Below are 23034 nucleotides of genomic sequence, written 5' to 3' on the forward strand. Positions count from 1 at the left end.
AGGCTGGAGCAATGACGGCGGACGGATGGACGAGCGCGGTACGGCATCAGCTGGGCCTCGGCAGGCTGCTCCCGCTGGGCGGGCCGCGGGACGGCGCGTGGATCACGGAGGCGGCGGCCGAGACGGTGCTGCGGCGGGCGGTGCGAGGTGTGGAGGGCGTGCGCATGGGCGCACTGCGGATCGGGGTGGCCGACCCCACAGGGGTGTACGAGTCCGCCGTGCCGGCTCCGCCGAGCGCCCTGCCGCCCGGGCCGCTGCGGGTGACGGCGGACATCGCCGCGTCCTCGTCCGAGCCGCTGCCGACGACGGCGTCCCGCCTGCGCACGGCGCTGGCGGCGGCCTCGACGGATCGCCTCGGCCTGGTGGTGGCGGAGGTGGACCTGCGCGTGACGGCTCTGCTGGACGAGGACCCGCAACCGGAGGCGGTGCCGTCTGTTCCCGAGCCGTCGCACGTGGGGGCGGCACAGCACGGCGACGAGGCACGCGCCACCGTCGCCGCTCTGTCCGTGCCGGGGGTGACCCGATTGACCGACGTCGTCGACAGGGCGGTACGCATCGAGGAACGACAGCACACGACCGCCCTGCCGAACCGCCACGCACGCGTGGAGATCGCGGTGAGTGCGCACCACCGGGCCCTGGAGGTGGCCCGGAAGGTGCGCGGGGTGGTGTCGGAAGCGCTACGGGATCACCCGACGGTTTCCGTCCTGGTCACGGCGGTGGAGTGACCGGGACCCGCGAGGACTCGGCTCATTCACCCACGCCGGCCAGGTCCCGCAGACGGCGGCCCTGGGCGGCGCGCTCGGCGGCGCGCTGCTCGTCGTAGGTGCGATCGCCGGCGCCGCGCAGCAGCGCCTTGGTCTCGATGACGGCCTCCCGGGGCGCGGCCAGGATCGCCGCGGCCAGCTCACGCGTCGCGGTGTCGAGGTCCTGCGCGGGCACGGCGATGTTCGCGAGCCCGGAACTCACCGCCTCCTCGGCGTGCACGAACCGGCCGGTCAGGCAGATCTCGGCCGCGCGGCCGTAGCCGACGAGGGAGACGAGGGGATGCGTGCCCGTCAGGTCCGGTACGAGGCCGAGGCCGGTCTCCCGCATGGCGAACTGCACGTCGTCGGCGACGACGCGCAGGTCACAGGCGAGAGCCAGCTGGAAGCCCGCACCGATGGCGTGGCCCTGGACGGCGGCGATGGACACGAGGTCGTTGCGCCGCCACCAGGTGAAGCCCTCTTGGAACCCGGCGATGGCGGCGTCGAGTTCGGCGTCACCACTGCGTGCGAGATCGATGAAGGACTGCTCGCCCTCGATCCCCTCGGGCGTGAACATCTGCCGGTCGAGCCCCGCGGAGAAGGACTTGCCCTCGCCGCGCAGCACGACCACGCGGACGGAGCCCGGCACCAGCCGCCCGGCCTCGGCGAGCGCCCGCCACATGGCGGGGCTCTGCGCATTGCGCTTGGCCGGGTTGGCCAGCGTCACCGTGGCGAGCGCGTCGTCCACGGTGAGCCGTACGCCGTCCTTGTCGAGCAGGGGAACGAGTTCCTGGTCGGGCTTGGCCATGAGGCGCCTCCGATGTGTGCGGTCAGCCAGCGGTCAGCTAAGTGACTGCACAGTAACCACCCGGCCGGTCGGACAACCGACCGGGTGGCCACCATCGAAAGCGGTGGGGCCGGCCGCCCCGGGTCAGGACGAGGCGGCCTTCTTGCCTCGGGTCGCCCCGCCACGCCCACGCAGCGTGACGCCCGACTCGCTGAGCATCCGGTGGACAAAGCCATACGAGCGACCGGTTTCCTCGGCCAGCGCCCGAATGCTCGCACCGGAGTCGTACTTCTTCTTCAGGTCTGCCGCGAGCTTGTCGCGCGCGGCGCCGGTCACCCGGCTGCCCTTCTTCAGAGTCTCGGCCACCCGTGCCTCCTCATGGGAAGTGCGCTCTGGTCATCCTCATGATCACCCCTCCGGCGCGCGATGGCCACCCATTCGGCAAGGTCCGTGCGACAGGGTTTTGACGACAGGAGCGCGTCCCCACAAGTGGAATATGTGATTCCACGCGGTGGTGTTCGTGGGACCGAACGGGTTGTCGGGCGAAGTGGCAGGTCAGAGACGCGCGACGGCCGATCCCTTGTCGACAAAGGGATCGGCCGCGAAATCGATGTAGGACACACCTCGATACGAGGAGATCTCACACAGATGATGGATCACCGGTGGGCCGAATGATCCAGACGAATGATCCAACATCGTGGATCACGACGTGGATCACCTCCTGGATCACCTCCTGGATCACGCCGTTGGATCACGTCGTGGAGCCCGCGTTCGATCAGGCCAGCGCGACCAGATCCGCGTAGTCGGCGCCCCACAGGTCCTCGACGCCGTCGGGCAGCAGGATGATCCGCTCGGGCTGGAGCGCCTCCACGGCGCCCTCGTCGTGGGTGACCAGGACGACCGCGCCCTTGTAGGTACGCAGCGCGCCGAGGATCTCCTCGCGGCTGGCCGGGTCGAGGTTGTTGGTGGGCTCGTCGAGCAGCAGCACGTTGGCCGAGGAGACCACGAGGGTGGCCAGGGCCAGCCGGGTCTTCTCACCGCCGGAGAGCACACCGGCGGGCTTGTCGACGTCGTCGCCGGAGAACAGGAACGAGCCGAGCGTCTTGCGGACCTCGACCAGATCCAGGTCGGGGGCGGCGGAACGCATGTTCTCCAGGACCGTACGCTCCGGGTCGAGCGTCTCGTGCTCCTGGGCGTAGTAGCCGAGCTTGAGGCCGTGGCCCGCGACGACCTCGCCGGTGTCGGGCTGCTCCGCCCCGCCGAGCAGACGCAGCAGGGTCGTCTTGCCGGCGCCGTTCAGACCGAGGATGACGACCCGGGAGCCCTTGTCGATGGCCAGGTCGACGTCGGTGAAGATCTCCAGCGAGCCGTAGGACTTCGACAGGCCCTCGGCCATCAGGGGCGTCTTGCCGCAGGGCGCGGGCTCGGGGAAGCGGAGCTTGGCGACCTTGTCGGACTGACGGACCGCCTCCAGGCCGGAGAGCAGCTTGTCGGCGCGGCGGGCCATGTTCTGCGCGGCGACCGTCTTGGTGGCCTTGGCGCGCATCTTGTCGGCCTGCGAATGCAGCGCGGCAGCCTTCTTCTCGGCGTTCTGGCGCTCCCGCTTGCGGCGCTTCTCGTCGGACTCGCGCTGCTGCTGGTAGAGCCGCCAGCCCATGTTGTAGACGTCGATCTGGGAGCGGTTGGCGTCCAGGTAGAAGACCTTGTTGACGACCGTCTCGACCAGGTCGACGTCGTGGCTGATGACGATGAAGCCGCCGCGGTAGGTCTTGAGGTAGTCGCGCAGCCAGACGATCGAGTCGGCGTCGAGGTGGTTCGTCGGCTCGTCGAGGAGCAGGGTGTCCGCGTCCGAGAACAGGATGCGGGCCAGCTCGACCCGGCGCCGCTGACCGCCGGAGAGCGTGTGCAGGGGCTGGCCGAGCACCCGGTCGGGCAGGTTGAGCGCGGCGGCGATGGTGGCGGCCTCGGCCTCGGCGGAGTATCCGCCCTTGGTGAGGAACTCCGTCTCCTGGCGCTCGTACTGGCGCATCGCCTTGTCGCGGGTGGCGCCCGAGCCGTTCGCGATCCGCTGTTCGTTCTCGCGCATCTTGCGGATCAGGATGTCCAGGCCGCGCGCGGAGAGGATGCGGTCGCGGGCCAGCACGTCGAGGTCGCCGGTGCGGGGGTCCTGCGGGAGGTAGCCGACCTCGCCGGAGCGGGTGACCTGGCCCGCGGCCGGGATGCCCTCGCCGGCCAGGACCTTGGTCAGCGTGGTCTTGCCGGCGCCGTTGCGCCCGACCAGACCGATGCGGTCACCCTTGGCCACACGGAAGGAGGCGTTCTCGATGAGGATGCGGGCACCGGCGCGCAGCTCGATGCCGGAGGCGGAGATCACGGACAGACTCCAGAGCGGGGGTCGTTGGCGGGATGGACGGCCGAGGACGTTCCCGCCGTCTAATGCGCGAGGAGAATGGCCATGGGGGCCAGTCTAACGGGACCGTGCAAGCATTTTTTCTGGGTTCAGGTGTTCGATCTTCCCGCGCTCCGGCCGGAGCTCCCGCCGGATCTTGCTCCCGGGGGCGCTGTCGGTGGCGGGTGCCAGACTGGGCAGCGGGTGACGAATCCGGCATTGATCACAAGGGAGTGATCGGCATGGCAGGCACGAACAGCGGGCGGCCCAGCATCTATCCGACGGTGCTGTACACGGACGCGAAGGCGGCGATCCGGCAGCTCACGGAGGCCCTGGGGTTCACGGAGCTGTCCGTCTACGAGGGCGAGAACGGCTCGGTCATGCACGCCGAACTGGTGCAGGGCAACGGCGCGGTGATGCTCGGCTCGAAGGGCCGCGGCGGGATCTTCGACACGGCGATGAAGGACGCGGGTCCGACCGGGGTGTACGTCGTGGTGGACGACGTCGACGCACACCACCGGCGGGCCGTGGAGCACGGCGCGGAGATCCTGATGCCTCCGACGGACCAGGACTACGGCTCCCGGGACTACATGGCCCGCGACCTCGAGGGCAACCTCTGGAGCTTCGGCACGTACGCGCCCGAGATACAGGGCTGAGAGCCCCACGGGAACCCGCGCGGGGCCCACGCGGAGCCCCTGGGGATCCCGTGCCGGGCTCGTTCAGCTGCCCCCGGTGTGCACCTGGAAGGCGGCCCGGCGGACGGCCTTGGCCAGCGCCGGGTCGGGGTGCGCGGCGGCGAGCGCCACCAGCACCTGCACGGTGCGCGGATGCCCGACGGCGCGCACCTCGGTCAGCAGGGCGGGGACGGTCGGCTGGAGCGCGGACTCCAGGTGGCGTACGAGCATCGGCGCCTCCCCGTGGTCGGCGACGGCCGCGGCGGTGTCGACCCACAGCCAGGTGGCCTCCCGCCGGGTGAGCACCTCGTGGGCGTCCTCCGGGTCGACGCCGTCGTGCTCGGCGAGCCACAGCAGCGCGTACGGCCGCAGGGCCGGTTCGTCGACGACCGCGCGGACATCGGGCTCGGCGGGGGCGCCGACGACGCGCAGCGCCTCGAAGGCGAGGCCGCGCAGCAGGGCGTCGTCGCCGCGGGCGGCGAACAGCAGCTCGGCGACGGCGCTGCCGACGGTCCGGGCGGCGAGCCAGGCGCGGTACTCGGCGCGGGCCGCGTTCGGGCGCAGCTGGGCGCAGCCGCGGAGCATGGCCTCGGCCGACTGCTCGATGTTGCCGGCGGGGCTCTGCGCGGCGACGCAGATCTGCTCCAGCTTGACCCAGACCGCCCAGCTGCCCAGCGGCGTGAGCGTGGCCTGGCCGGCGCCGTAGGTGAGAGCGCCCACGGCGGCGAGGGCATGCAGGGCCCAGTCGAGAAGGGGGACGAGTTCGGCGTCCTGGGCGGGCTCCGCCGGGTCGGCGTCGGCGGAGAGGACCGGGGCGAGGGGGGTCGCGGGTTCCGAGCCGGCACCGTAGGGCACCTCGCAGCGCTCGGTGCGCAGTTCGGTGACCCGCTGGCGCAGCAGGTCGAGCAGCTGCTCCACGGGGACGGGCCCGGCGGAGAGCTGGAGGAAGGAGAGCACCTGGGGCATGGCCGAGACGACCTCGGCGACGGCGGCGGGCTCCTGGTCCCCGGGTTCCGGGGAGGCGAGCGACCAGGCGTCGAACAGGGCGACCCAGCCGCGCAGGACGGCGCTGTCGTCGCGGTTCCAGGCGCGCAGCCGCCAGCCGGGGCGGGCGCTGTCGCCGTGCACCTCGACGAGGCCGGCGAGACGGGCGGTGTCCCAGTCGGCGCGGATCCGGTCCGTGGTCAGGCCCAGATCACTGGCGGCCCGTTCGGCGGTCACGTCGGAGAGGGTGGCCTTGCCGTCGGTCGTGGCGGCGTCTCGGCCGGGGCCGAGGGCGTTGTCGGCCCAGCGGGCGACACGGGCCGCGGCGGCCAGTCCGGAGCGCGCCATTCTGGCCAGCTCCGCGGGGGCCGGGGTGCCCTCCGGCGGGCGGGGTGCGGGGCGGCGCAGGCGCCGCTCGTTCACAGCTGAGGGGGCGGCGGCCAGGGGTCGCGGGCGGACGAGTCGAAGCCTGGAGTCGCGCGGGATACGGGACGTCACGGGTGCAGTCTTCCGGTTGACGGTCCGAAAACCCAAACGGAATGTCACGGCGGGCTACGGGACTGGCCAAGGCACGGGGTTCCGTGACGGGCGGGGAGGCGCCTTCAGGCCAGTGGTACGGGCTTAAACGGAACCAGCGACACCGTTCCGGCCGCCTGTCGGAGCGCACCTGAGCGGGTCGCATCAGCGCGTCACATCACTGGTCACATCAGCGGGGTCAGGAAGCGGCGCAGGGCCTCCTCGTAGGCCGCGGGGTCGGGATTCCACATGGCGCCGTGCGGGGCGTGCGGGACGGTGTGCAGGGTGACCAGCTCGGGGCGGAGGCGGGCGAGACGGCGGGAGGCGCCCCAGGGGGCGACGGTGTCGTCGGGGCCGTGCAGGACGAGGGTCGGGACCCTCAGCCGGTCCGGATCGGCGGCCGCGTGACCGTGGCCGCCGGGGCCGGCGTGCAGGCCGGTGCGGCCCTCGGCGGCGCGGACGGCGAGCGGCAGCAGCGCGCCCGGGGTGCGCCGGGCGGCGGCGAGGGCGCGCACCGTCGTCCGCCAGTCCAGGACCGGGGAGTCCAGCACCAGCCCGGAGACGAGATCGCGCAGCCCCGAGTCGGCGGCGGCCCGCAGGGCCATGGTCGCGCCGGTGGACCAGCCGAGCAGCACGACGCGTTCGGCGCCGTAGCGCACGGCGTACCGCATCGCCGCGTCCAGGTCGCGCCACTCGGTCTCGCCGAGATGGTTCAGACCGTCCGGGGAGCGGGGCGCGCCGAGGTCGCCGCGATGGGCGAGGGCGAGGACAGGGAAGCGGCGGTGGTGCAGGAAGCCCATGAGGTTCAGGGCGTGTTCCCGGGTGGCGCCCAGGCCGTGCACGGCGATCACCCAGGTGCGGCGCGGGCCGGGCACGAACCAGGCGGGCAGGTTGCCCAGCTCGCCGGGGATGTCGATGTCGGCGTGGTCGAGACCGAGGGCGCTGCCGGGGTTGCCGACATACAGGTTGGGGGTGAGCCAGACCGCGTCGCCGCGGCTCAGGGTGCCGTGGGTGACCCGCTCCAGGCGGCGCACGACGGTGTCGGCGGAGTGTGGGGCGGCGGGCAGGACGGGGCCCACGACCGCGTGGGAGCCGTTGCCGGAGAGGCCATAGGTGCCGGGGCGCAGGGCGGCCAGGTCACGGGTGAGGGTGATCCGGCCGGCGGCCGTGCCGTGCACGGTGAGCCGGGGTTCGGTGGGCAGGGGCCGGCCGGGCGGCGCCTTCAGCGCGGCGTCGCTGGCCATTCGGCCGGCGGCGACACTGACGGCGCCGGCGGCCAGGGCTGCGGTGACGGCGGCGGCCGTCGCTTTGACAGTGCGCACCCGTCCAGTGTCCTGGCCCGCCCTCCTCCCGGCCAGTGGTGGAGCCGGTCGGGGGACGGCGGGTCACTCCCGCTGCCCGTACCCGCGCAGTCGCTCGCCCGCCTCCGCGACCTGTTCCTCCGTCAGGAGCGTGGGGTTCAGGCCGGGTACGGACGAGGCCGTCAGCCACAGGCGGCACATCCACTCCAGCTGGGCCGTCCGGTCGTAGGCCTGGTCGAGGGTGGTGCCGTGGGTGAGGGTGCCGTGGTTGCGTAGGAGACAGCCGCTGCGGTCGACGAGAGCGCGGAGCATGTTCTCGGCCAACTCCTCGGTGCCGTACGTCGCATAGGGGGCGACCCGGACCGGTCCGCCGAGCGCGCCCGCCATGTAGTGGACGTGGGGAAGCTCCGTGACGAGGGTCGAGACGGCGGTCGCGTGCACGGCGTGGGTGTGGACGACCGCCCCGGCGTCCGTGGTGCGGTAGACGGCGAGGTGCATGGGCAGTTCGCTCGTCGGGCGCAGGGTGCCGAGCACCTGTCGGCCGGTGAGGTCGACGCCCGTGACGTCGTCCGGGGTGAGCCGCTCGTAGGGTACGCCCGACGGTGTGACCAGCACGGTGTCGCCGACGCGCACGGAGACGTTGCCGGAGGTGCCGACGACCAGTCCGTCGGTCACGGTGCGGCGGGCCGCCGTCACGAGCGCCTCCCAGGCCCGCGCCTCCTCGAGGACCGCATGCCTCCCCCGCCGCTCCGCCACGTCCTGTACGCCGTCCCGGTGACCCCGGGCGTCCCCCTGCTCGCGTCGCTGCTCAGCCATGCCGCGATCCTGCCAGCAGGTACCGGGGGCCGCCGCCGGGCGCGGGCACTCCAGGCCGGAATCCGCGCCTCCGAAAGACCGCATATCGGCATACATCACCCTCTTGAGGTGATTGGCCGGAGATCGACCGGCATTCACCGATGCCTGTGGACCTTCCCCTAGCCTCTGGACCGCTCACGTGCACGCCGTCGTTCCGGGGGGAATCATGGCCCGCGCCCACACTCCGTCACCGCGTCGCCGCGGCCGCGCCTGGGCGGCCTGCGCCGTGGCGCTCGCCGCGGCGGGCACCGCGCTCGCGCAGCATCCCGCCCACGCGGCCGAGCCGCCGAAGGGGCACGACATCTCGTCCCACCAGAGGACCGTCGACTGGACGAGGGCGAAGGCCGCGGGGGCGAGATTCGTCTACGTCAAGGCGACCGAGTCCACCGCCTACCGCAATCCCTACTTCGCCGCGCAGTACGACGGGGCCGGTGCCGCCGGACTGTTCCGCGGCGCATACCACTTCGCCCTGCCGGACAGGGGTTCGGGCAAGGAGCAGGCCGCGCATTTCGTACACAATGGCGGCGACTGGAGCACCGACGGCCGCACCCTGCCGCCGGCCCTCGACGTCGAGTACAACCCCTACGACCGGGGGCGCCGGTGCTACGGCCTGACGAAGGCCCGGATGGTCGCGTGGATCAGGGCCTTCAGCGACGAGGTGCACCGGCTCACCGGCCGTCGCCCGGTGATCTACACGACGACCCACTGGTGGAATCTCTGCACGGGCGGCAGCGACGCCTTCGCCGCGGATCACGCCCTGTGGATCGCCCGTCACCGGGCGTCCGACGCCGGGACACTGCCCGCCGGATGGCCGACGTGGACCTTCTGGCAGTACGCAGACAGCGGCAGTTTGCCGGGTGACCAGAATCTCTTCAACGGCTCCGGGACGCAGCTGCGCAGGCTCGCCAAAGACCGGTGACCGTACGGCGCTTGACCCCGGTCCCGGCGCCGCGACGGAAGACCGCTCCGACCCCTTCGCACAGACACCCGGATGCCCTCCCCAGTTCATCTTCCGTTCACCCAGATTGCTTACGGTCAACGCGCCAATGACTTCGAACGATTGCCTGGGTAAATGGAAAACTTCTCGCTGATCCTCGCGATTGTGGTAGTAACCGCACTCGCGTTCGATTTCACGAACGGTTTCCACGACACCGCCAACGCGATGGCCACCACCATCTCGACCGGTGCACTCAAGCCCAAGGTTGCGGTGGCCATGTCCGCCGCGCTGAACCTTGTGGGAGCTTTCCTCTCGGTGGAGGTCGCCAACACGATCTCCAAGGGTCTCGTCGACGAGACCGGCATCCGTCCCGAGGTCATCTTCGCCGCCCTGGTCGGCGCGATCCTCTGGAACCTGCTGACCTGGCTGGTGGGCCTGCCCTCCAGTTCCTCGCACGCCCTGATGGGCGGTCTGATCGGCGCCACCATCGCCTCGGCCGGCATGGGCGCGGTGCACGGTGACGCCCTGGTCACCAAGGTGCTGATCCCGGCGATCGCGGCACCGATCGTCGCGGGCGTCGCGGCGATGCTCGCGACCCGCCTGTCCTACACCCTCGGCAAGAAGGCCGACGGCAAGGCGGCGGCCAAGGGCTACCGCGCGGGCCAGATCGCCTCGGCCGGCCTGGTCTCCCTCGCCCACGGCACCAACGACGCGCAGAAGACGATGGGCATCATCACCCTGGCCCTGGTGGCCGGCGGTGCCGTGGCCCCCGACTCCGACCCGCCCACCTGGGTCATCCTCTCCGCCGGCCTGGCCATCGCGCTCGGCACCTACCTCGGCGGCTGGCGCATCATCCGCACCATGGGCAAGGGTCTGACCGACCTCCAGCCGCAGCAGGGCTTCGCCGCCCAGACCAGCGCGGCCACGGTCATCCTGGCCTCCTCGCACCTCGGCTTCTCCCTCTCCACCACCCACTCGGTCTCCGGTGCGGTGATGGGCGCGGGACTGGGCCGCAAGGGCGGTGTGGTCCGCTGGTCGACGGCGACCCGGATGTTCGTCGCCTGGGGCCTGACGCTCCCGGCCGCCGCCCTGGTGGGCGCGCTCGCCGAGTCCGTCACCGGCCTGGGCGACTGGGGCACGGCCCTCGTCGCGGTCTTCCTGATCGCCTCCAGCGCGGCCATCTGGAAGATCTCCCGGCGCGAGGTCGTCGACGCCTCGAACGTCAACGAGCCCGAGGAGCCGGCGGGCGTCGTCACGGCGGCGATCGCCGCCGTCACCCCGCCGCCCGCGGGCACCCTGGCCGAGGACCTCACGGACCTGACGGCCACGATCCCCGCCCCGGCCGCGGAGCCGGCGACCCCCGCCGCTCCCCCGGCCGCGACCGTCTGAGCCCGCGCACCCGGTACGAAGGAAGAGAAGCAGCATGAAGATCGACTGGGCAGCCCTGGGTTCCGTCTTCGGCGTCAGCCTCGTGGTCACCGTAGGCCTCGTCGCCCTGTTCACCCTCGGCGTCATGGGCCTGTCGCGGCAGGAACGCGCGTCGGCGCAGGGCGACTCGGCCACCCTCGCGGTGACCGGCGCGTACGCGTGCTTCGCGGCCTGTGCGGCGGCGGTGGCGTACGGGATCTCACTGATCGTCGCCTGACGCACCATCCGAACACCCCAGGGGTGCGGGACGGAACACCGTCCCGCACCCCTTGTCGTTCGCGGCCCCGTCGCCCGGCCCTGTGTGGGGTTCTGCACACTCCAGCCTCGCAGGTCAACAGCAAGTTGACGGCTCTTGCGGGCCGTGGTGGACTGCCCGAGCCATGTACGGCGGCAGAAGAGGAAGCCGGTGCGAATCCGGCGCGGTCCCGCCACTGTCACCGGGGTAGAAACCCCCGGGAGCCAGGAACTCTCGCCGCCGGTCTCGTCGAACCAGGGCGTGGACACCCTGAGTGAGGACATATCGCCATGCTCGCTCGGCCGTTGAGGTACAACACCAGGTCGCTTCCCGACCCCACGGCCGGCTGAGCCGATGCGTGCCGATCGCCTCTACGCGTACGGCGCCGCCACCGGCCTTCTGGGCGACCTGCTGCTCGGCGATCCGCGCCGAGGGCATCCCGTCGCCGCGTTCGGGCGGGCCGCCGGTGCCGTCGAACGGCTGCTGTGGCGGGACCACCGGGGACGCGGTGCCCTGCACGCCGTCGTGTGCGCCGGCGGGGCCGTGGCCCTGGGGGCCGTCGCCGAGCAGGCCGTACGCCGTTCCCCCGCCGCTACCGTCGCTCTCGTCTCCGCCGCCACCTGGGCCGTCGTCGGGGGCAGTTCCCTGGTCCGTGAGGCCCGGGCCGTCGGGCGGGCGCTCGACGCGGGGGACGTCGAGGCCGCCCGGGAGCGGCTGCCGCATCTGTGCGGGCGGGATCCGCAGGCGCTGGACGCCGACGGGATCGCCCGGGCGGTCGTGGAGTCCGTCGCCGAGAACACCTCCGACGCCGTCGTGGGGGCGCTGGTGTGGGGCGCCGTGGGCGGGGTGCCGGGCCTGGTCGGGTTCCGGGCCGTCAACACCCTGGACGCCATGGTCGGTCACCGGTCGCCGAGGTATCTGCGCTACGGCTGGGCCGCCGCCCGGCTCGACGACGTCGCCGGATGGCCGGGAGCCCGGCTGACCGCCGTGCTCGCCGCCGTCGCGGGGGACGATCCGCGGGGCGCCGTACGGGCCTGGCGGGCCGACGCCCACCGGCATCCGAGCCCCAACGCCGGGCCGGTGGAGGCGTCCTTCGCGGGCGCCCTCGGGGTGCGGCTGGGCGGGACCCTGTCGTACGGCGGGCGGGTCGAGCAACGGCCCGTGCTGAACGGCGCGGCCGGGCGGCCCGTCGTCGCGCGGGACATCGAACGTGCCGCGCGGCTCTCCCGCCGCGTCGGTCTGCTCGCGCTCGGCGTCACGGTCGCCGCGCGCCTCGTCGCCACGAGCGTCGTCGCGAGGAGTCAGAGGAACCAGGGAAACCAGGGGAACCAGCTGAAGGGGCGTACGACATGAGCGGGGGTCTCCTCGTCGCCGGCACCACCTCCGACGCCGGTAAGAGCGTCGTCACGGCCGGGATCTGCCGGTGGCTGGTGCGGCAGGGGGTGAAGGTCGCGCCCTTCAAGGCGCAGAACATGTCCCTCAACTCGTTCGTGACGACGGAGGGCGCCGAGATCGGGCGGGCCCAGGCCATGCAGGCCCAGGCCTGCCGGGTGGAGCCGACCGCGCTGATGAACCCCGTGCTGCTCAAGCCGGGCGGTGAGCAGAGCAGTCAGGTCGTGCTCCTCGGCAAGCCGGTGGGCGAGATGAGCGCCCGTGGGTATCACGGGGGGCGGCAGCAGAAACTCCTCGGAACCGTTCTCGACTGCCTCGCCGAGTTGCGGGGCACGTATGACGCGGTGATCTGTGAGGGGGCGGGCAGTCCGGCCGAGATCAATCTGCGGCGGACCGACATCGTGAACATGGGGATCGCGCGGGGCGCGCGGCTGCCCGTGCTCGTGGTCGGCGACATCGACCGCGGGGGCGTCTTCGCCTCCTTCTTCGGCACCGTCGCCCTGCTCTCGCCCGAGGACCAGGAGCTGGTCGCCGGGTTCCTGGTCAACAAGTTCCGGGGAGACGTCTCCCTGCTGGAGCCGGGCCTGGACATGCTGCACGGGCTCACCGGGCGGCGGACGTACGGCGTGCTGCCGTTCCGGCACGGGCTCGGGATCGACGAGGAGGACGGGCTGCGGGTCTCGCTGCGCGGGACCGTGCGGGAGTCGAACACCGCCCCGCCCGTCGGCGAGGACGTGCTGCGGGTCGCCGTCTGCGCCGTCCCGCTCATGTCCAACTTCACGGACGTGGACGCGCTGGCCGCCGAACCCGGCGTCGTCGTGCGGTTCGTGGACCGGCCGGAGGAACTGGCCGACGCCGACCTGGTGGTGATTCCGGGGACCCGGGGGACCGTGCGCGCCCTGGAGTGGCTCCGCGAGCGGGGATTGGCCGAGGCCATCCTCCGCAGGGCCGCCGAGCAGCGGCCCGTCCTCGGCATCTGCGGTGGCTTCCAGCTCCTCGGCGAGCACATCGAGGACGAGGTCGAGAGCCGGCTCGGACAGGTGGAGGGCCTCGGAGTCCTCCCGGTCCGGGTGCGGTTCGCCCGCGAGAAGACCCTCACCCGGCCGGTGGGCGAAGCCCTCGGCGAGCGGGTCGAGGGGTACGAGATCCATCACGGGGTCGCCGATGTCCAGGGGGGCGAGGCGTTCATCTCCGATGACGACGGACACAGCCTGGACGGCTGCCGGGTCGGACAGACCTGGGGCACGCACTGGCACGGCTCACTGGAGTCCGACGGATTCCGGCGGGCCTTCCTGCGCGAGGTGGCGGCCGCCGCGGGCCGTCGTTTCGTGCCCGCCGCCGACACCTCGTTCGCCGGGCTGCGCGAGGAGCAGCTCGACCGGCTCGGCGACCTGATCGAACAGCACGCGGACACCGACGCGCTCTGGCGGCTCATCGAGTCGGGCGCGCCGCAAGGACTGCCTTTCATTCCACCGGGAGCGCCCGCATGAGCACAGTGTTGTTGTTGTCGACCGCCGACACCGATCTGCTGGCGGCCCGGGCCGCTTCCGGCGCCGCGTACCGGATCGGCAACCCCACCCGGGTGGACGTCGCCGGGGAACTCCCCGCGCTCCTCGACGGCGCCGACATCGCGGTCGTCCGGCTGCTCGGCGGCAAGCGTGCCTGGGAGGACGGGCTCGCCGCGCTCAAGGCGTCCGGCGTGCCCACCGTGCTGCTGGGCGGCGAGACCGTGCCCGACGCGGAGCTGATGGCCGAGTCGTCCGTGCCCGCCGGTGTGGTGGCGGAGGCGCTGCGGTATCTCGTCGAGGGCGGGCCGGCCAACCTGACCGAGCTGGCCCGGTTCCTCTCCGACACCGTGCTGCTGACCGGTGAGGGTTTCGTCGAGCCGCAGAAGATGCCCGAGTACGGCGTCCATGGCGAGCGTGCCTTCGTCGAGGGGCGGCCGACCATCGGGGTGCTCTTCTACCGGGCGCACGAACTGAGCGGCAACACCGCCTTCGTGGACACGCTGTGCGACGCCGTCGAGGCACGCGGTGCCAACGCCCTCCCCGTGTACTGCGGTTCGCTGCGCGGGGCGGACCCGGGGCTGTACGAGATCCTCGGGCGGACCGACACCCTCGTCGCCACCGTCCTCGCCGCCGGCGGCGCGCACGCCTCGCAGGCCTCGGCGGGCGGGGACGAGGAGGCCTGGGACATCGGCGCGCTCGCCGAGCTCGACGTCCCCGTGCTGCAAGGGCTGTGCCTCACCTCGTCGAAGGCCGCCTGGGACGAGTCCGACGCCGCCCTGTCCCCCATGGACGCGGCGATGCAGGTCGCCATCCCGGAGTTCGACGGGCGGATCATCACGGTCCCCTTCTCCTTCAAGGAGCAGGGCCCGGACGACGTGCCGGTGTACATCGCCGATCCCGAGCGGGCCGGACGCGTCGCCGGAATCGCCGTACGGCACGCCCGGTTGCGGTACAAGCCGAACAGCGAGAAGAAGCTCGCGCTCGTCTTCACCGCCTACCCGACCAAGCACTCGCGGGTCGGCAACGCGGTCGGCCTCGACACCCCCGCGTCGGCCATCCGGGTCCTGGACGCGCTGCGGGACGCCGGATACGGGGTCCAGGGGCATCCGGACAACGGCGACGAGCTGATCCACCGGCTCATCAACGCCGGTGGCCACGACGTCGAATGGCTCACCGAGGAGCAGCTGGCCGCCGCGCCCGCCCGGGTCCCGCTGGCCGACTACCGGGCGTGGTTCGACAAGCTCGACCCCGGGCTGCGCGACGGCATGCTTCAGGCGTGGGGCGAGCCGCCGGGTTCGCTGTACGTCGACGGGGACGACGTCGTGCTGGCCTCCCTCCAGTTCGGGAACGTCGTCGTGATGATCCAGCCGCCGCGCGGCTTCGGCGAGAACCCGATCGCGATCTACCACGACCCCGACATGCCGCCGTCGCACCACTACATGGCGGCCTACCGGTGGCTGGAGAACAGTTTCGGCGCCGACGCCGTCGTGCACATGGGCAAGCACGGCACGATGGAGTGGCTGCCGGGCAAGGGGCTCGGGCTGAGCGGGGGCTGTGCCCCGGACGCCGTCCTCGGGGATCTGCCGCTCGTCTACCCGTTCATCGTCAACGACCCCGGCGAGGGCACCCAGGCCAAGCGGCGCGGGCACGCCACCGTCGTCGACCATCTCGTGCCGCCGATGGCACGCGCCGACACCTACGGCGACCTGGCCAAGCTGGAGCAGCTCCTCGACGAGTACGCGCTCGTCTCCGACCTGGATCCGACGAAGGCGCCGGCTGTGCGCGCGCAGATCTGGACGCTGGTCAAGGCGGCCGAGCTGCACCACGACCTGCACGTCGACGACCAGCCGGACGACGACGCGTTCGACGAGTTCGTCATGCACATCGACGGCTATCTGTGCGAGATCAAGGACGTGCAGATCAGGGACGGGCTGCACATCCTCGGCGGCGGCCCGGTCGGCGAGGCGCGGGTGAACCTCGTACTGGCCGTGCTGCGCGCCTCGCAGGTGTGGGGCGGACAGGCGAACGCGCTGCCCGGGCTGCGGGCCGCGCTGGCCACGCACTTCGGGCTGGTCGAGAAGGAGCTGCTCGCCGAGCCGGGTGCGCCCGTGAAGGTGCCGGTCGAGCTGACGGATCTCGTCGAGGGCCCCTCCCGTACCGGCGCCGACGCCATCGACCTGCTGGAGCAGCTGTGCCGGCGGATCGCGGAGGGCGCGGAGGAGCGCGGATGGGCGGTCGACGGGAGCCGGGCGCTCGTCCGTGAGGTCCTGGGCACCGAACTCCCGGACGCCGTCGCGGTGCTGGAGTTCGCGTGCACGGAGGTCGTACCGCGGCTGGAGCGGACCACCGACGAGATCGGGCACATCCTCAAGGCGCTGGACGGCGGTTACGTCCCGGCCGGTCCGTCGGGCTCTCCGACGCGGGGGCTGGTCAACGTCCTGCCGACCGGGCGGAACTTCTACTCGGTCGACCCCAAGGCCATTCCCTCCAGGCTGAGTTGGGAGGTCGGGCAGGCTCTCGCCGACTCCCTCGTGCAGCGGTACCTCCAGGACACGGGCGAGTACCCGAAGTCCGTCGGCCTCACGGTCTGGGGCACGTCCGCGATGCGCACGCAGGGCGACGACATCGCCGAGATCCTGGCGCTGCTCGGCTGCCGTCCGGTGTGGGACGACGCCTCGCGCCGGGTGACGGGCTTCGAGGTCGTGCCCCTGGACGAGCTGGGCCGGCCGCGCATCGACGTGACGGTCCGCATCTCCGGGTTCTTCCGGGACGCGTTCCCGCACGTGGTGGGGCTGATCGACGACGCGGTGCGGGCTGTGGCCGAGCTGGCCGAGCCCGCCGAGTCCAACTTCGTGCGCGCCCACGTGGACGAGGACGCCGCCGCGCACGGCGACCGGCGCCGTGCGACGGCCCGGATCTTCGGCTCCAAGCCGGGGGCCTACGGGGCGGGGCTGCTGCCGCTGATCGACGCCCGCAACTGGCGCTCGGACGCGGACCTCGCCGAGGTGTACGCCGTCTGGGGCGGCTACGCCTACGGGCGCGGGCTCGACGGGCGGGCGGCGCGCGGGGACATGGAGACGGCGTTCAAGCGGATCGCCGTCGCGGCCAAGAACGTGGACACCCGCGAGCACGACCTCGTCGACGCCGACGACTACTTCCAGTACCACGGTGGCATGGTCGCCATGGTGCGGCACCTGACGGGCGCCAACCCCGAGGCGTACGTGGGTGATTCCGCGACACCGGACCAGGTGAAGACGCGAACGCTCGGCGAGGAGACGCATCGCGTGTTCCGGGCCCGGGTGGTCAACCCGCGCTGGATGGCGGCCATGCGCCGGCACGGCTACAAGGGCGCCTTCGAGATGGCGGCGACCGTCGACTACCTCTTCGGGTACGACGCCACCGCCGGAGTCGTCGACGACTGGATGTACGAGAAACTCAGCGCCGAGTACGTCTTCGACGCGGAGAACCGGGACTTCATGAAGAAGTCCAACCCGTGGGCCCTGCGGGGCATCACCGAGCGGCTCCTCGAAGCCGCCGAACGCGGACTGTGGGCCGAGCCGGACGCCGACACGATCGAGCGGCTGCGCGCCACCTATCTGGAGCTGGAAGGCGACTTGGAGGGCGACGAGAAGTGAGTACTCCTTTCCCGTTCACGGCCGTCGTCGGCCAGGACGACCTGCGGCTCGCGCTGCTGCTGAACGCCGTCTCTCCGGCGGTGGGCGGGGTGCTGGTCCGTGGTGAGAAGGGCACCGCCAAGTCCACGGCCGTCCGCGCCCTCGCGGCGCTCATGCCCACCCTGGACGTGGTCTCCGGCTGCCGGTTCTCCTGCGACCCCGACTCCCCCGACCCCGCCTGCCCGGACGGGCCGCACGAGCCGGGGGCGTTCGAGACCCGGCCGGCCCGGATGGTCGAACTGCCCGTCGGCGCCTCCGAGGACCGGCTGGTCGGCGCCCTCGACATCGAGCGGGCGCTCGCCGAGGGCGTCAAGGCCTTCGAGCCGGGCCTCCTCGCGGACGCGCACCGCGGGATCCTGTACGTCGACGAGGTCAACCTCCTCCACGACCACCTCGTCGACCTGCTGCTCGACGCGGCCGCGATGGGTGCCTCGTACGTGGAGCGCGAGGGTGTCTCCGTGCGCCACGCGGCGCGGTTCCTGCTCGTCGGGACGATGAACCCCGAGGAGGGCGAGCTGCGGCCGCAGTTGCTCGACCGGTTCGGCCTGACGGTGGAGGTGGCCGCCTCGCGCGAGCCCGACCAGCGGGTGGAGGTCGTACGGCGCAGGCTCGCACACGACGACGATCCGGCCGGTTTCGCCGAGCGGTGGGCGGACGAGGAGAGCGCCGTACGCGGGCGGATCGTGGCCGCGCGGAAGCTGTTGCCGTCGGTGCGGCTGGGCGACGGGGCGCTGCGCCAGATCGCGGCGACCTGCGCCGCGTTCGAGGTGGACGGTATGCGGGCCGACATCGTGATGGCGCGGACGGCCACCGCGCTGGCCGCCTGGGCCGGGCGCACGGACGTGCTCGCGGAGGACGTACGGCAGGCGGCGCTGCTGGCGCTGCCGCACCGCCGGCGCCGCAACCCCTTCGACGCGCCGGGAATCGACGAGGACAAGCTCGACGAGACGCTGGAGGAGTTCGCCGGCTCGGACGACGAGGATCCCGACCCCGACTCCGACCCCGACGGGCCCGGCGGTGGGGACGGCGGTGAGCCGCCGCCGTCCGACGGTGACGGTCCGCGGGACGACGACACCGCCGCCCGTCCCGAGACGGACGACAGCGGCGCGAGCACGGAGAGCGGCGAGGGCGGGGAGCCGCAGCCCGCCGGTTCCGGTGCCGGGGAGCAGTCCCCCGTACGGGCCGCCGAGCCGTTCCGTACGAAGGTGCTGAGCGTGCCCGGGCTCGGTGAGGGTGCCGCCGGACGGCGCTCACGGGCGCGGACCGAGCACGGGCGCACGACGGGCGCGCGGCGGCCCCGGGGCACGCTGACCAAGCTGCACCTGGCCGCCACGGTGATGGCCGCCGCACCGCACCAGCGGGAGCGGGGGCGGTCCGGGCGCGGGCTCGTCGTGCGCCGGGACGATCTGCGGCAGGCGACCCGGGAGGGGCGTGAGGGGAACCTCGTGCTGTTCGTCGTGGACGCGTCCGGGTCGATGGCGGCCCGGCAGCGGATGAGCGCGGTGAAGGGCGCCGTGCTGTCGCTGCTGCTCGACGCCTATCAGCGGCGCGACAAGGTGGGGCTCGTCAGCTTCCGGGGGACGACCGCGGACGTCGCGCTGCCGCCCACCTCGTCGGTGGACGCCGCCGCCGTACGGCTGGAGTCGCTGCCCACCGGCGGGCGCACGCCGCTCGCCGCCGGGCTGCTCAAGGCGCACGACGTGCTGCGGGTCGAGCGGCTGCGGGATCCGGCACGGCGGGCGCTGGTCGTCGTGGTGACGGACGGCCGGGCCACCGGCGGCCCTGAGCCGGTCGCTCTCGCCGGGCGGGCGGCACGGTTGTTCGCCGCCGAGGGGATCGCGTCGGTGGTCGTCGACTGCGAGTCGGGGCCCGTGCGGCTGGGGCTCGCGGGGCAGCTCGCGGGCGAGCTGGGGGGTACCGCCGTGACGCTGGACGAGTTGCGCGCGGACTCCATCGCCGGGCTGGTCAGGGACGTGCAGGGGACTTCGAGGAGGGCCGCGTAATGCCTCAGGGACAGCCGAGTGTGGTGCCGGACGACGGGCTGACCACGCGTCAGCGACGCAACCGGCCGCTGGTCGTCGTGCACACGGGAGTCGGCAAGGGCAAGTCCACCGCCGCCTTCGGGCTCGCGCTGCGGGCCTGGAACCAGGGGTGGCCCATCGGGGTGTTCCAGTTCGTCAAGTCGGCGAAGTGGAAGGTCGGCGAGGAGAACGCGCTGCGCGTGCTGGGGGCGTCCGGTGAGGGCGGTTCCGTCGACTGGCACAAGATGGGCGAGGGGTGGTCCTGGGTCCAGCGGGACTCCCAGATGGACAACGAGGAGAAGGCCCGGGAGGGCTGGGAGCAGGTCAAGCGGGATCTCGCCGCCGAGACGTACAAGCTGTACGTGCTCGACGAGTTCGCGTATCCGATGCACTGGGGCTGGGTCGACACGGACGAGGTCGTCGACGTGCTGCGCCATCGGCCGGGCAACCAGCACGTCGTGATCACCGGGCGGAACGCGCCGGAGAAGCTCGTCGACGTCGCCGACCTCGTCACCGACATGTCCAAGGTCAAGCATCCGATGGACGCGGGCCAGAAGGGGCAGCGGGGTATCGAGTGGTGACAGCGTGCTGACTTCCCCGTCCTCCGTCCCCCGGCTGGTCATCGCCGCGCCCTCCTCGGGCAGCGGCAAGACCACCGTCGCCACCGGGCTGATGGCCGCGCTCACCGCGCGGGGGTTCGCCGTGTCCCCGCACAAGGTCGGGCCGGACTACATCGACCCCGGGTACCACTCGCTCGCGACCGGGCGGACGGGACGCAACCTCGACGCGTATCTGTGCGGGCCCGGTCTGGTGGGGCCGCTGTTCGCGCACGGCGCGCGCGGATGCGACATCGCCGTGGTCGAGGGGGTCATGGGGATGTTCGACGGGGCCGCCGGGGAGGGTGAGCTGGCGTCCACCGCCCACGTGGCGAAGCTGCTGCGGGCGCCGGTCGTCCTCGTCGTCGACGCGTCGTCGCAGTCGCGGTCCGTGGCCGCGCTCGTGCACGGGTTCGCCTCCTGGGATCCGGAGGTCCGGGTCGGGGGCGTGATCTTGAACAAGGTCGCGTCCGATCGGCACGAGGAGTTGCTGCGGGAGGCTCTCGAGTCGGCCGGGGTGCCGGTGCTGGGTGTGCTGCGGCGGGTGGCTCAGGTGGATACGCCGTCCCGGCATCTGGGGTTGGTGCCGGTCGCCGAGCGGCGGGCTTCTGCGGTGGACTCCGTCGCGGCCATGGGGGCGCAGGTTTCCCAAGGGTGCGATCTTGAGGCGTTGGTTGCGCTGGCGCGGTCCGCGGGGGGCCTGTCGGGTGCGGCCTGGGATGCGGCCGAGGCGCTTGGTACTTCGCCCCCGCCGCCCCTTCCCGTCCCGTCCCTGGGGGCTGCGCCCCCAGACCCCCGCTTTCGGCCTGAACGGCCTCGTCCTCAATCACCGGACGGGCTGAACAGGAAAGTGCGGGTTGCCGTTGCGGGTGGGGCTGCCTTCACCTTCTCCTATGCCGAGCATGCCGAGTTGCTCGGCGCCGCCGGGGCCGAGGTTGTCGTGTTCGATCCGCTTCGGGATGAGGGGCTTCCGGAAGGGACCCGTGGGCTGGTCATCGGGGGTGGGTTTCCCGAGGTGTATGCCGCCGAGCTGTCCGGGAACGAGGCGCTGCGCAAGGAGGTCGTCGCGCTCGCGGAGTCCGGTGCGCCCGTCGCCGCCGAGTGTGCCGGGCTGCTCTATCTGTGCCGGGAGCTGGACGGGCAGCCCATGTGCGGGGTGCTCGACGCCACCGCGCGGATGAGCGAGCGGCTCACGCTCGGGTATCGGGACGCCGTGGCCGTGAGCGACAGTGTGCTGGCCGTGGCCGGGACGCGGATGCGGGGGCACGAGTTCCATCGGACCGTCGTCGAGCCCGGCTCGGGGACGGCTCCCGCCTGGGGTGTGCTGGCCCCGCGGCGGGTCGAAGGTTTTGTGGAGCGCGGTGTGCACGCGAGTTATCTGCACACGCACTGGGCGTCCGAGCCCGGTGTGGCCCGTCGGTTCGTGGAGAGGTGCCGGACGTCATGAGCAGCAAGCTGGTCGGAGTCGGGGTGGGTCCCGGGGATCCGGAGCTGGTGACCGTCAAGGGTGTCAACGCGCTGCGGGCCGCCGAGGTCGTCGTCGTGCCCGTGATGGACAGCGGGGAGCGCGGGCGGGCCGAGGCCACCGTGCTGCACTACGTGCCGGCGGAGAAGATCGTCCGGGTCGTCTTCGCGCTCAACGAGCGGATCGACCGGGCGCGGCGGGAGGCCGCCTGGGACGCCGCCGGGGAGCGGGTCGCCGCGTTGCTGCGGCAGCACGGCGTCGTCGCCTTCGCGACCATCGGCGATCCCAACGTGTACTCCACCTTCACCTACCTCGCGCAGACCATCGTGGAGTCGGTGCCCGGCGTGGTGATCGAGACCGTCCCGGGGATCACCGCCATGCAGGATCTCGCGGCGCGGTCGGGTGCCGTGCTGACCGAGGGCACCGAGCCGTTGACGCTGGTGCCGGTGACCGCGGGTTCGGCCGTGCTGAAGGACGCGCTCGCCGGGCCGGGGACCGTCGTGGCCTACAAGTTCGGACGGCAGGCCGCCGAGGTCGCCGAGGCGCTGCGGGAGACCGGGCGGATCGGGGACGCCGTGTGGGGGTCGGCGCTCGGTCTTGCGGAGGAGTCCATCCGGCCCGCCGGGGAGCTGGACGGCGAGCCGCTGCCGTATCTCTCGACGCTCATCGCGCCCGCGCGGCGCGAGGGCGGCCGGGGCGGCAAGCTGTGAGTCCGTCCGCCGCCCGGTCACGACGCCAGGCCCACCACCAGCCAGATGAAGGCCGCACCCGCGATCGTGCACAGCACGGTCGAGCGGGCGGGGTGTTCGTGGTGCGCCTCGGGGAGGATCTCGGCGGCCGCCAGATACAGCAGCGCGCCGCCGAAGAAGCCCAGGTAGCTGCCGAGCAGCTGCTCGGGGATGGTGACGAAGGACGTCGAGGCCGCGCCCACGACCGGGGCGGCCGCGTCCGCGAACAGCATGAACAGGGCCTTGCGGCGGGCGTTCCCGTACAGGCTCGTGATCGTGTACGTGTTGAAGCCGTCCGCGAAGTCGTGGGCGATGACCGCCAGGGCCACTGCGGTTCCCATGCCGCCGCCCACCTGGAAGGCCGCGCCGATCGCCACGCCGTCCATGGCGCTGTGGCCGACCATGGCCGCGGCCGCCGTCAGGCCGACCTCGGGGGCCCTGCCGTCGTGCTCCTCGGCGCCGTGCGCGGCCTGCCGTACCGCCAGCAGACGTTCCACCAGATGGGCCAGCAGGAAGCCCGCCACGAAGAGCAGCAGCGCGGCCGGGACGCCGAAGACCTCCGTGCCGGCCGCCTCCAGGGCCTCCGGCAGCAGATCCAGGCCGACGACGCCCAGCATCAGGCCGCCGGCCAGGCCCAGCACCAGGTGGCGGCGGTCGGTCACGCGCTGCGCCGTCCAGCCGCCGGCCAGCGTCATGAGGAACGCGCCGAGCGCGACGAAGACCGCCATAGGCCCTTGCTATCCGATCAACCCCCGATCGCGCACATCCGCGTCGCCCGCTGACGCCGGAAAACACGTACAA

General features: G+C 72.6%; 19 protein-coding genes and 1 riboswitch. Of the genes, 12 read left to right on the forward strand and 7 right to left on the reverse strand.

The genetic code is table 11. The annotated features are described in order from the left end of the window. Window positions 1–11: 11 nt before the first annotated feature. Window positions 12–725, forward strand: coding sequence for a nucleopolyhedrovirus P10 family protein (locus tag G9272_RS11415; protein WP_171396455.1), 714 nt, complete (start codon window positions 12–14; stop codon window positions 723–725). A gap of 22 nt (window positions 726–747) precedes the next feature. Here the strand turns inward: G9272_RS11415 and G9272_RS11420 are convergent, their stop codons facing one another. From G9272_RS11420 to G9272_RS11430, 3 genes are all read right to left on the reverse strand, one after another. Further along, window positions 748–1551, reverse strand: a complete 804-nt coding sequence (locus G9272_RS11420) for an enoyl-CoA hydratase/isomerase family protein (RefSeq protein WP_171396456.1) — start codon at window positions 1549–1551, stop codon at window positions 748–750. Between the two features lie 123 nt (window positions 1552–1674). Next, window positions 1675–1896, reverse strand: a complete 222-nt coding sequence (locus G9272_RS11425) for a helix-turn-helix domain-containing protein (protein ID WP_004002281.1) — start codon at window positions 1894–1896, stop codon at window positions 1675–1677. Between the two features lie 409 nt (window positions 1897–2305). Further along, a complete protein-coding gene (locus G9272_RS11430; RefSeq protein ID WP_171396457.1) occupies window positions 2306–3904 on the reverse strand; it encodes an ABC-F family ATP-binding cassette domain-containing protein in 1599 nt (532 codons plus the stop codon). Between the two features lie 257 nt (window positions 3905–4161). Here G9272_RS11430 and G9272_RS11435 point away from each other — a divergent pair, with 257 nt between their 5' ends. Continuing rightward, entirely contained in the window at window positions 4162–4575 is a 414-nt protein-coding gene (locus tag G9272_RS11435) for a VOC family protein (protein ID WP_171396458.1), read from the forward strand. A gap of 63 nt (window positions 4576–4638) precedes the next feature. On the opposite strand, the gene G9272_RS11440 is transcribed toward G9272_RS11435, so the two are convergent. The 3 genes from G9272_RS11440 to G9272_RS11450 all read right to left on the reverse strand — a co-directional run bounded on the left by G9272_RS11440 (window position 4639) and on the right by G9272_RS11450 (window position 8210). Continuing rightward, window positions 4639–6075: a hypothetical protein gene (locus G9272_RS11440; protein WP_171396459.1), complete on the reverse strand. Its 1437-nt coding sequence runs from the start codon at window positions 6073–6075 to the stop codon at window positions 4639–4641. Between the two features lie 203 nt (window positions 6076–6278). After that, window positions 6279–7415 carry an alpha/beta hydrolase gene (locus tag G9272_RS11445; RefSeq protein ID WP_171396460.1) on the reverse strand — a complete coding sequence of 379 codons (1137 nt, stop codon included), beginning with the start codon at window positions 7413–7415 and terminating at the stop codon, window positions 6279–6281. A 63-nt stretch (window positions 7416–7478) separates the two neighbouring features. Further along, window positions 7479–8210 carry a class II aldolase/adducin family protein gene (locus G9272_RS11450; RefSeq protein WP_171396461.1) on the reverse strand — a complete coding sequence of 244 codons (732 nt, stop codon included), beginning with the start codon at window positions 8208–8210 and terminating at the stop codon, window positions 7479–7481. A 205-nt stretch (window positions 8211–8415) separates the two neighbouring features. Here G9272_RS11450 and G9272_RS11455 point away from each other — a divergent pair, with 205 nt between their 5' ends. The 10 genes from G9272_RS11455 to cobI all read left to right on the forward strand — a co-directional run bounded on the left by G9272_RS11455 (window position 8416) and on the right by cobI (window position 22215). Beyond that, complete coding sequence (locus tag G9272_RS11455) at window positions 8416–9168, forward strand: lysozyme (protein ID WP_171396462.1); 753 nt, start codon at window positions 8416–8418, stop codon at window positions 9166–9168. 153 nt (window positions 9169–9321) lie between these two features. After that, the gene (locus G9272_RS11460; protein WP_171396463.1) at window positions 9322–10575 is read left to right on the forward strand and encodes an inorganic phosphate transporter; all 1254 of its coding nucleotides are present in this window, start codon (window positions 9322–9324) and stop codon (window positions 10573–10575) included. Window positions 10576–10609: 34 nt separating this feature from the next. Then, window positions 10610–10831 carry a hypothetical protein gene (locus G9272_RS11465; protein ID WP_171396464.1) on the forward strand — a complete coding sequence of 74 codons (222 nt, stop codon included), beginning with the start codon at window positions 10610–10612 and terminating at the stop codon, window positions 10829–10831. A 131-nt stretch (window positions 10832–10962) separates the two neighbouring features. Next, window positions 10963–11102, forward strand: a riboswitch (cobalamin riboswitch). Window positions 11103–11203: 101 nt separating this feature from the next. Further along, window positions 11204–12202, forward strand: coding sequence for a cobalamin biosynthesis protein (locus tag G9272_RS11470; protein WP_171396465.1), 999 nt, complete (start codon window positions 11204–11206; stop codon window positions 12200–12202). Next, complete coding sequence (locus tag G9272_RS11475) at window positions 12199–13731, forward strand: cobyric acid synthase (protein ID WP_171396466.1); 1533 nt, start codon at window positions 12199–12201, stop codon at window positions 13729–13731. The genes G9272_RS11470 and G9272_RS11475 overlap by 4 nt, the downstream gene beginning before the upstream one ends. Then, window positions 13728–17384 (forward strand): cobaltochelatase subunit CobN, encoded by a 3657-nt coding sequence (cobN, locus tag G9272_RS11480; protein ID WP_171396467.1) that lies wholly within the window; start codon window positions 13728–13730, stop codon window positions 17382–17384. The genes G9272_RS11475 and cobN overlap by 4 nt, the downstream gene beginning before the upstream one ends. Further along, the gene (locus G9272_RS11485) at window positions 17381–19426 is read left to right on the forward strand and encodes a putative cobaltochelatase (protein WP_171396468.1); all 2046 of its coding nucleotides are present in this window, start codon (window positions 17381–17383) and stop codon (window positions 19424–19426) included. The genes cobN and G9272_RS11485 overlap by 4 nt, the downstream gene beginning before the upstream one ends. Further along, the gene (cobO, locus tag G9272_RS11490; RefSeq protein ID WP_171396469.1) at window positions 19426–20025 is read left to right on the forward strand and encodes a cob(I)yrinic acid a,c-diamide adenosyltransferase; all 600 of its coding nucleotides are present in this window, start codon (window positions 19426–19428) and stop codon (window positions 20023–20025) included. Before G9272_RS11485 ends, cobO begins: the two co-directional genes overlap by 1 nt. Window positions 20026–20029: 4 nt before the next feature. Further along, on the forward strand, window positions 20030–21487 hold the full coding sequence (locus G9272_RS11495; RefSeq protein ID WP_171396470.1) for a cobyrinate a,c-diamide synthase: 1458 nt from the start codon (window positions 20030–20032) through the stop codon (window positions 21485–21487). Beyond that, the gene (gene cobI / locus G9272_RS11500) at window positions 21484–22215 is read left to right on the forward strand and encodes a precorrin-2 C(20)-methyltransferase (protein WP_171396471.1); all 732 of its coding nucleotides are present in this window, start codon (window positions 21484–21486) and stop codon (window positions 22213–22215) included. The genes G9272_RS11495 and cobI overlap by 4 nt, the downstream gene beginning before the upstream one ends. 17 nt (window positions 22216–22232) lie before the next feature. Here the strand turns inward: cobI and G9272_RS11505 are convergent, their stop codons facing one another. Further along, on the reverse strand, window positions 22233–22961 hold the full coding sequence (locus G9272_RS11505) for a ZIP family metal transporter (RefSeq protein WP_171396472.1): 729 nt from the start codon (window positions 22959–22961) through the stop codon (window positions 22233–22235). Window positions 22962–23034: the final 73 nt, after the last annotated feature.

Origin of the sequence: Streptomyces asoensis (assembly GCF_013085465.1) — a bacterium.
Classification (GTDB): domain Bacteria; phylum Actinomycetota; class Actinomycetes; order Streptomycetales; family Streptomycetaceae; genus Streptomyces; species Streptomyces cacaoi_A.

Bases quoted from the DNA above. Each gene is read 5' to 3' on its own strand.
- G9272_RS11415 (WP_171396455.1), top strand. From the start codon at position 12: ATGACGGCGGACGGATGGACGAGCGCGGTACGGCATCAGCTGGGCCTC.
- G9272_RS11420 (WP_171396456.1), bottom strand. From the start codon at position 1,551: ATGGCCAAGCCCGACCAGGAACTCGTTCCCCTGCTCGACAAGGACGGC.
- G9272_RS11435 (WP_171396458.1), top strand. From the start codon at position 4,162: ATGGCAGGCACGAACAGCGGGCGGCCCAGCATCTATCCGACGGTGCTG.
- G9272_RS11450 (WP_171396461.1), bottom strand. From the start codon at position 8,210: ATGGCTGAGCAGCGACGCGAGCAGGGGGACGCCCGGGGTCACCGGGAC.
- G9272_RS11455 (WP_171396462.1), top strand. From the start codon at position 8,416: ATGGCCCGCGCCCACACTCCGTCACCGCGTCGCCGCGGCCGCGCCTGG.
- G9272_RS11460 (WP_171396463.1), top strand. From the start codon at position 9,322: ATGGAAAACTTCTCGCTGATCCTCGCGATTGTGGTAGTAACCGCACTC.
- G9272_RS11465 (WP_171396464.1), top strand. From the start codon at position 10,610: ATGAAGATCGACTGGGCAGCCCTGGGTTCCGTCTTCGGCGTCAGCCTC.
- G9272_RS11470 (WP_171396465.1), top strand. From the start codon at position 11,204: ATGCGTGCCGATCGCCTCTACGCGTACGGCGCCGCCACCGGCCTTCTG.
- G9272_RS11475 (WP_171396466.1), top strand. From the start codon at position 12,199: ATGAGCGGGGGTCTCCTCGTCGCCGGCACCACCTCCGACGCCGGTAAG.
- cobN (WP_171396467.1), top strand. From the start codon at position 13,728: ATGAGCACAGTGTTGTTGTTGTCGACCGCCGACACCGATCTGCTGGCG.
- cobO (WP_171396469.1), top strand. From the start codon at position 19,426: ATGCCTCAGGGACAGCCGAGTGTGGTGCCGGACGACGGGCTGACCACG.
- cobI (WP_171396471.1), top strand. From the start codon at position 21,484: ATGAGCAGCAAGCTGGTCGGAGTCGGGGTGGGTCCCGGGGATCCGGAG.
- G9272_RS11505 (WP_171396472.1), bottom strand. From the start codon at position 22,961: ATGGCGGTCTTCGTCGCGCTCGGCGCGTTCCTCATGACGCTGGCCGGC.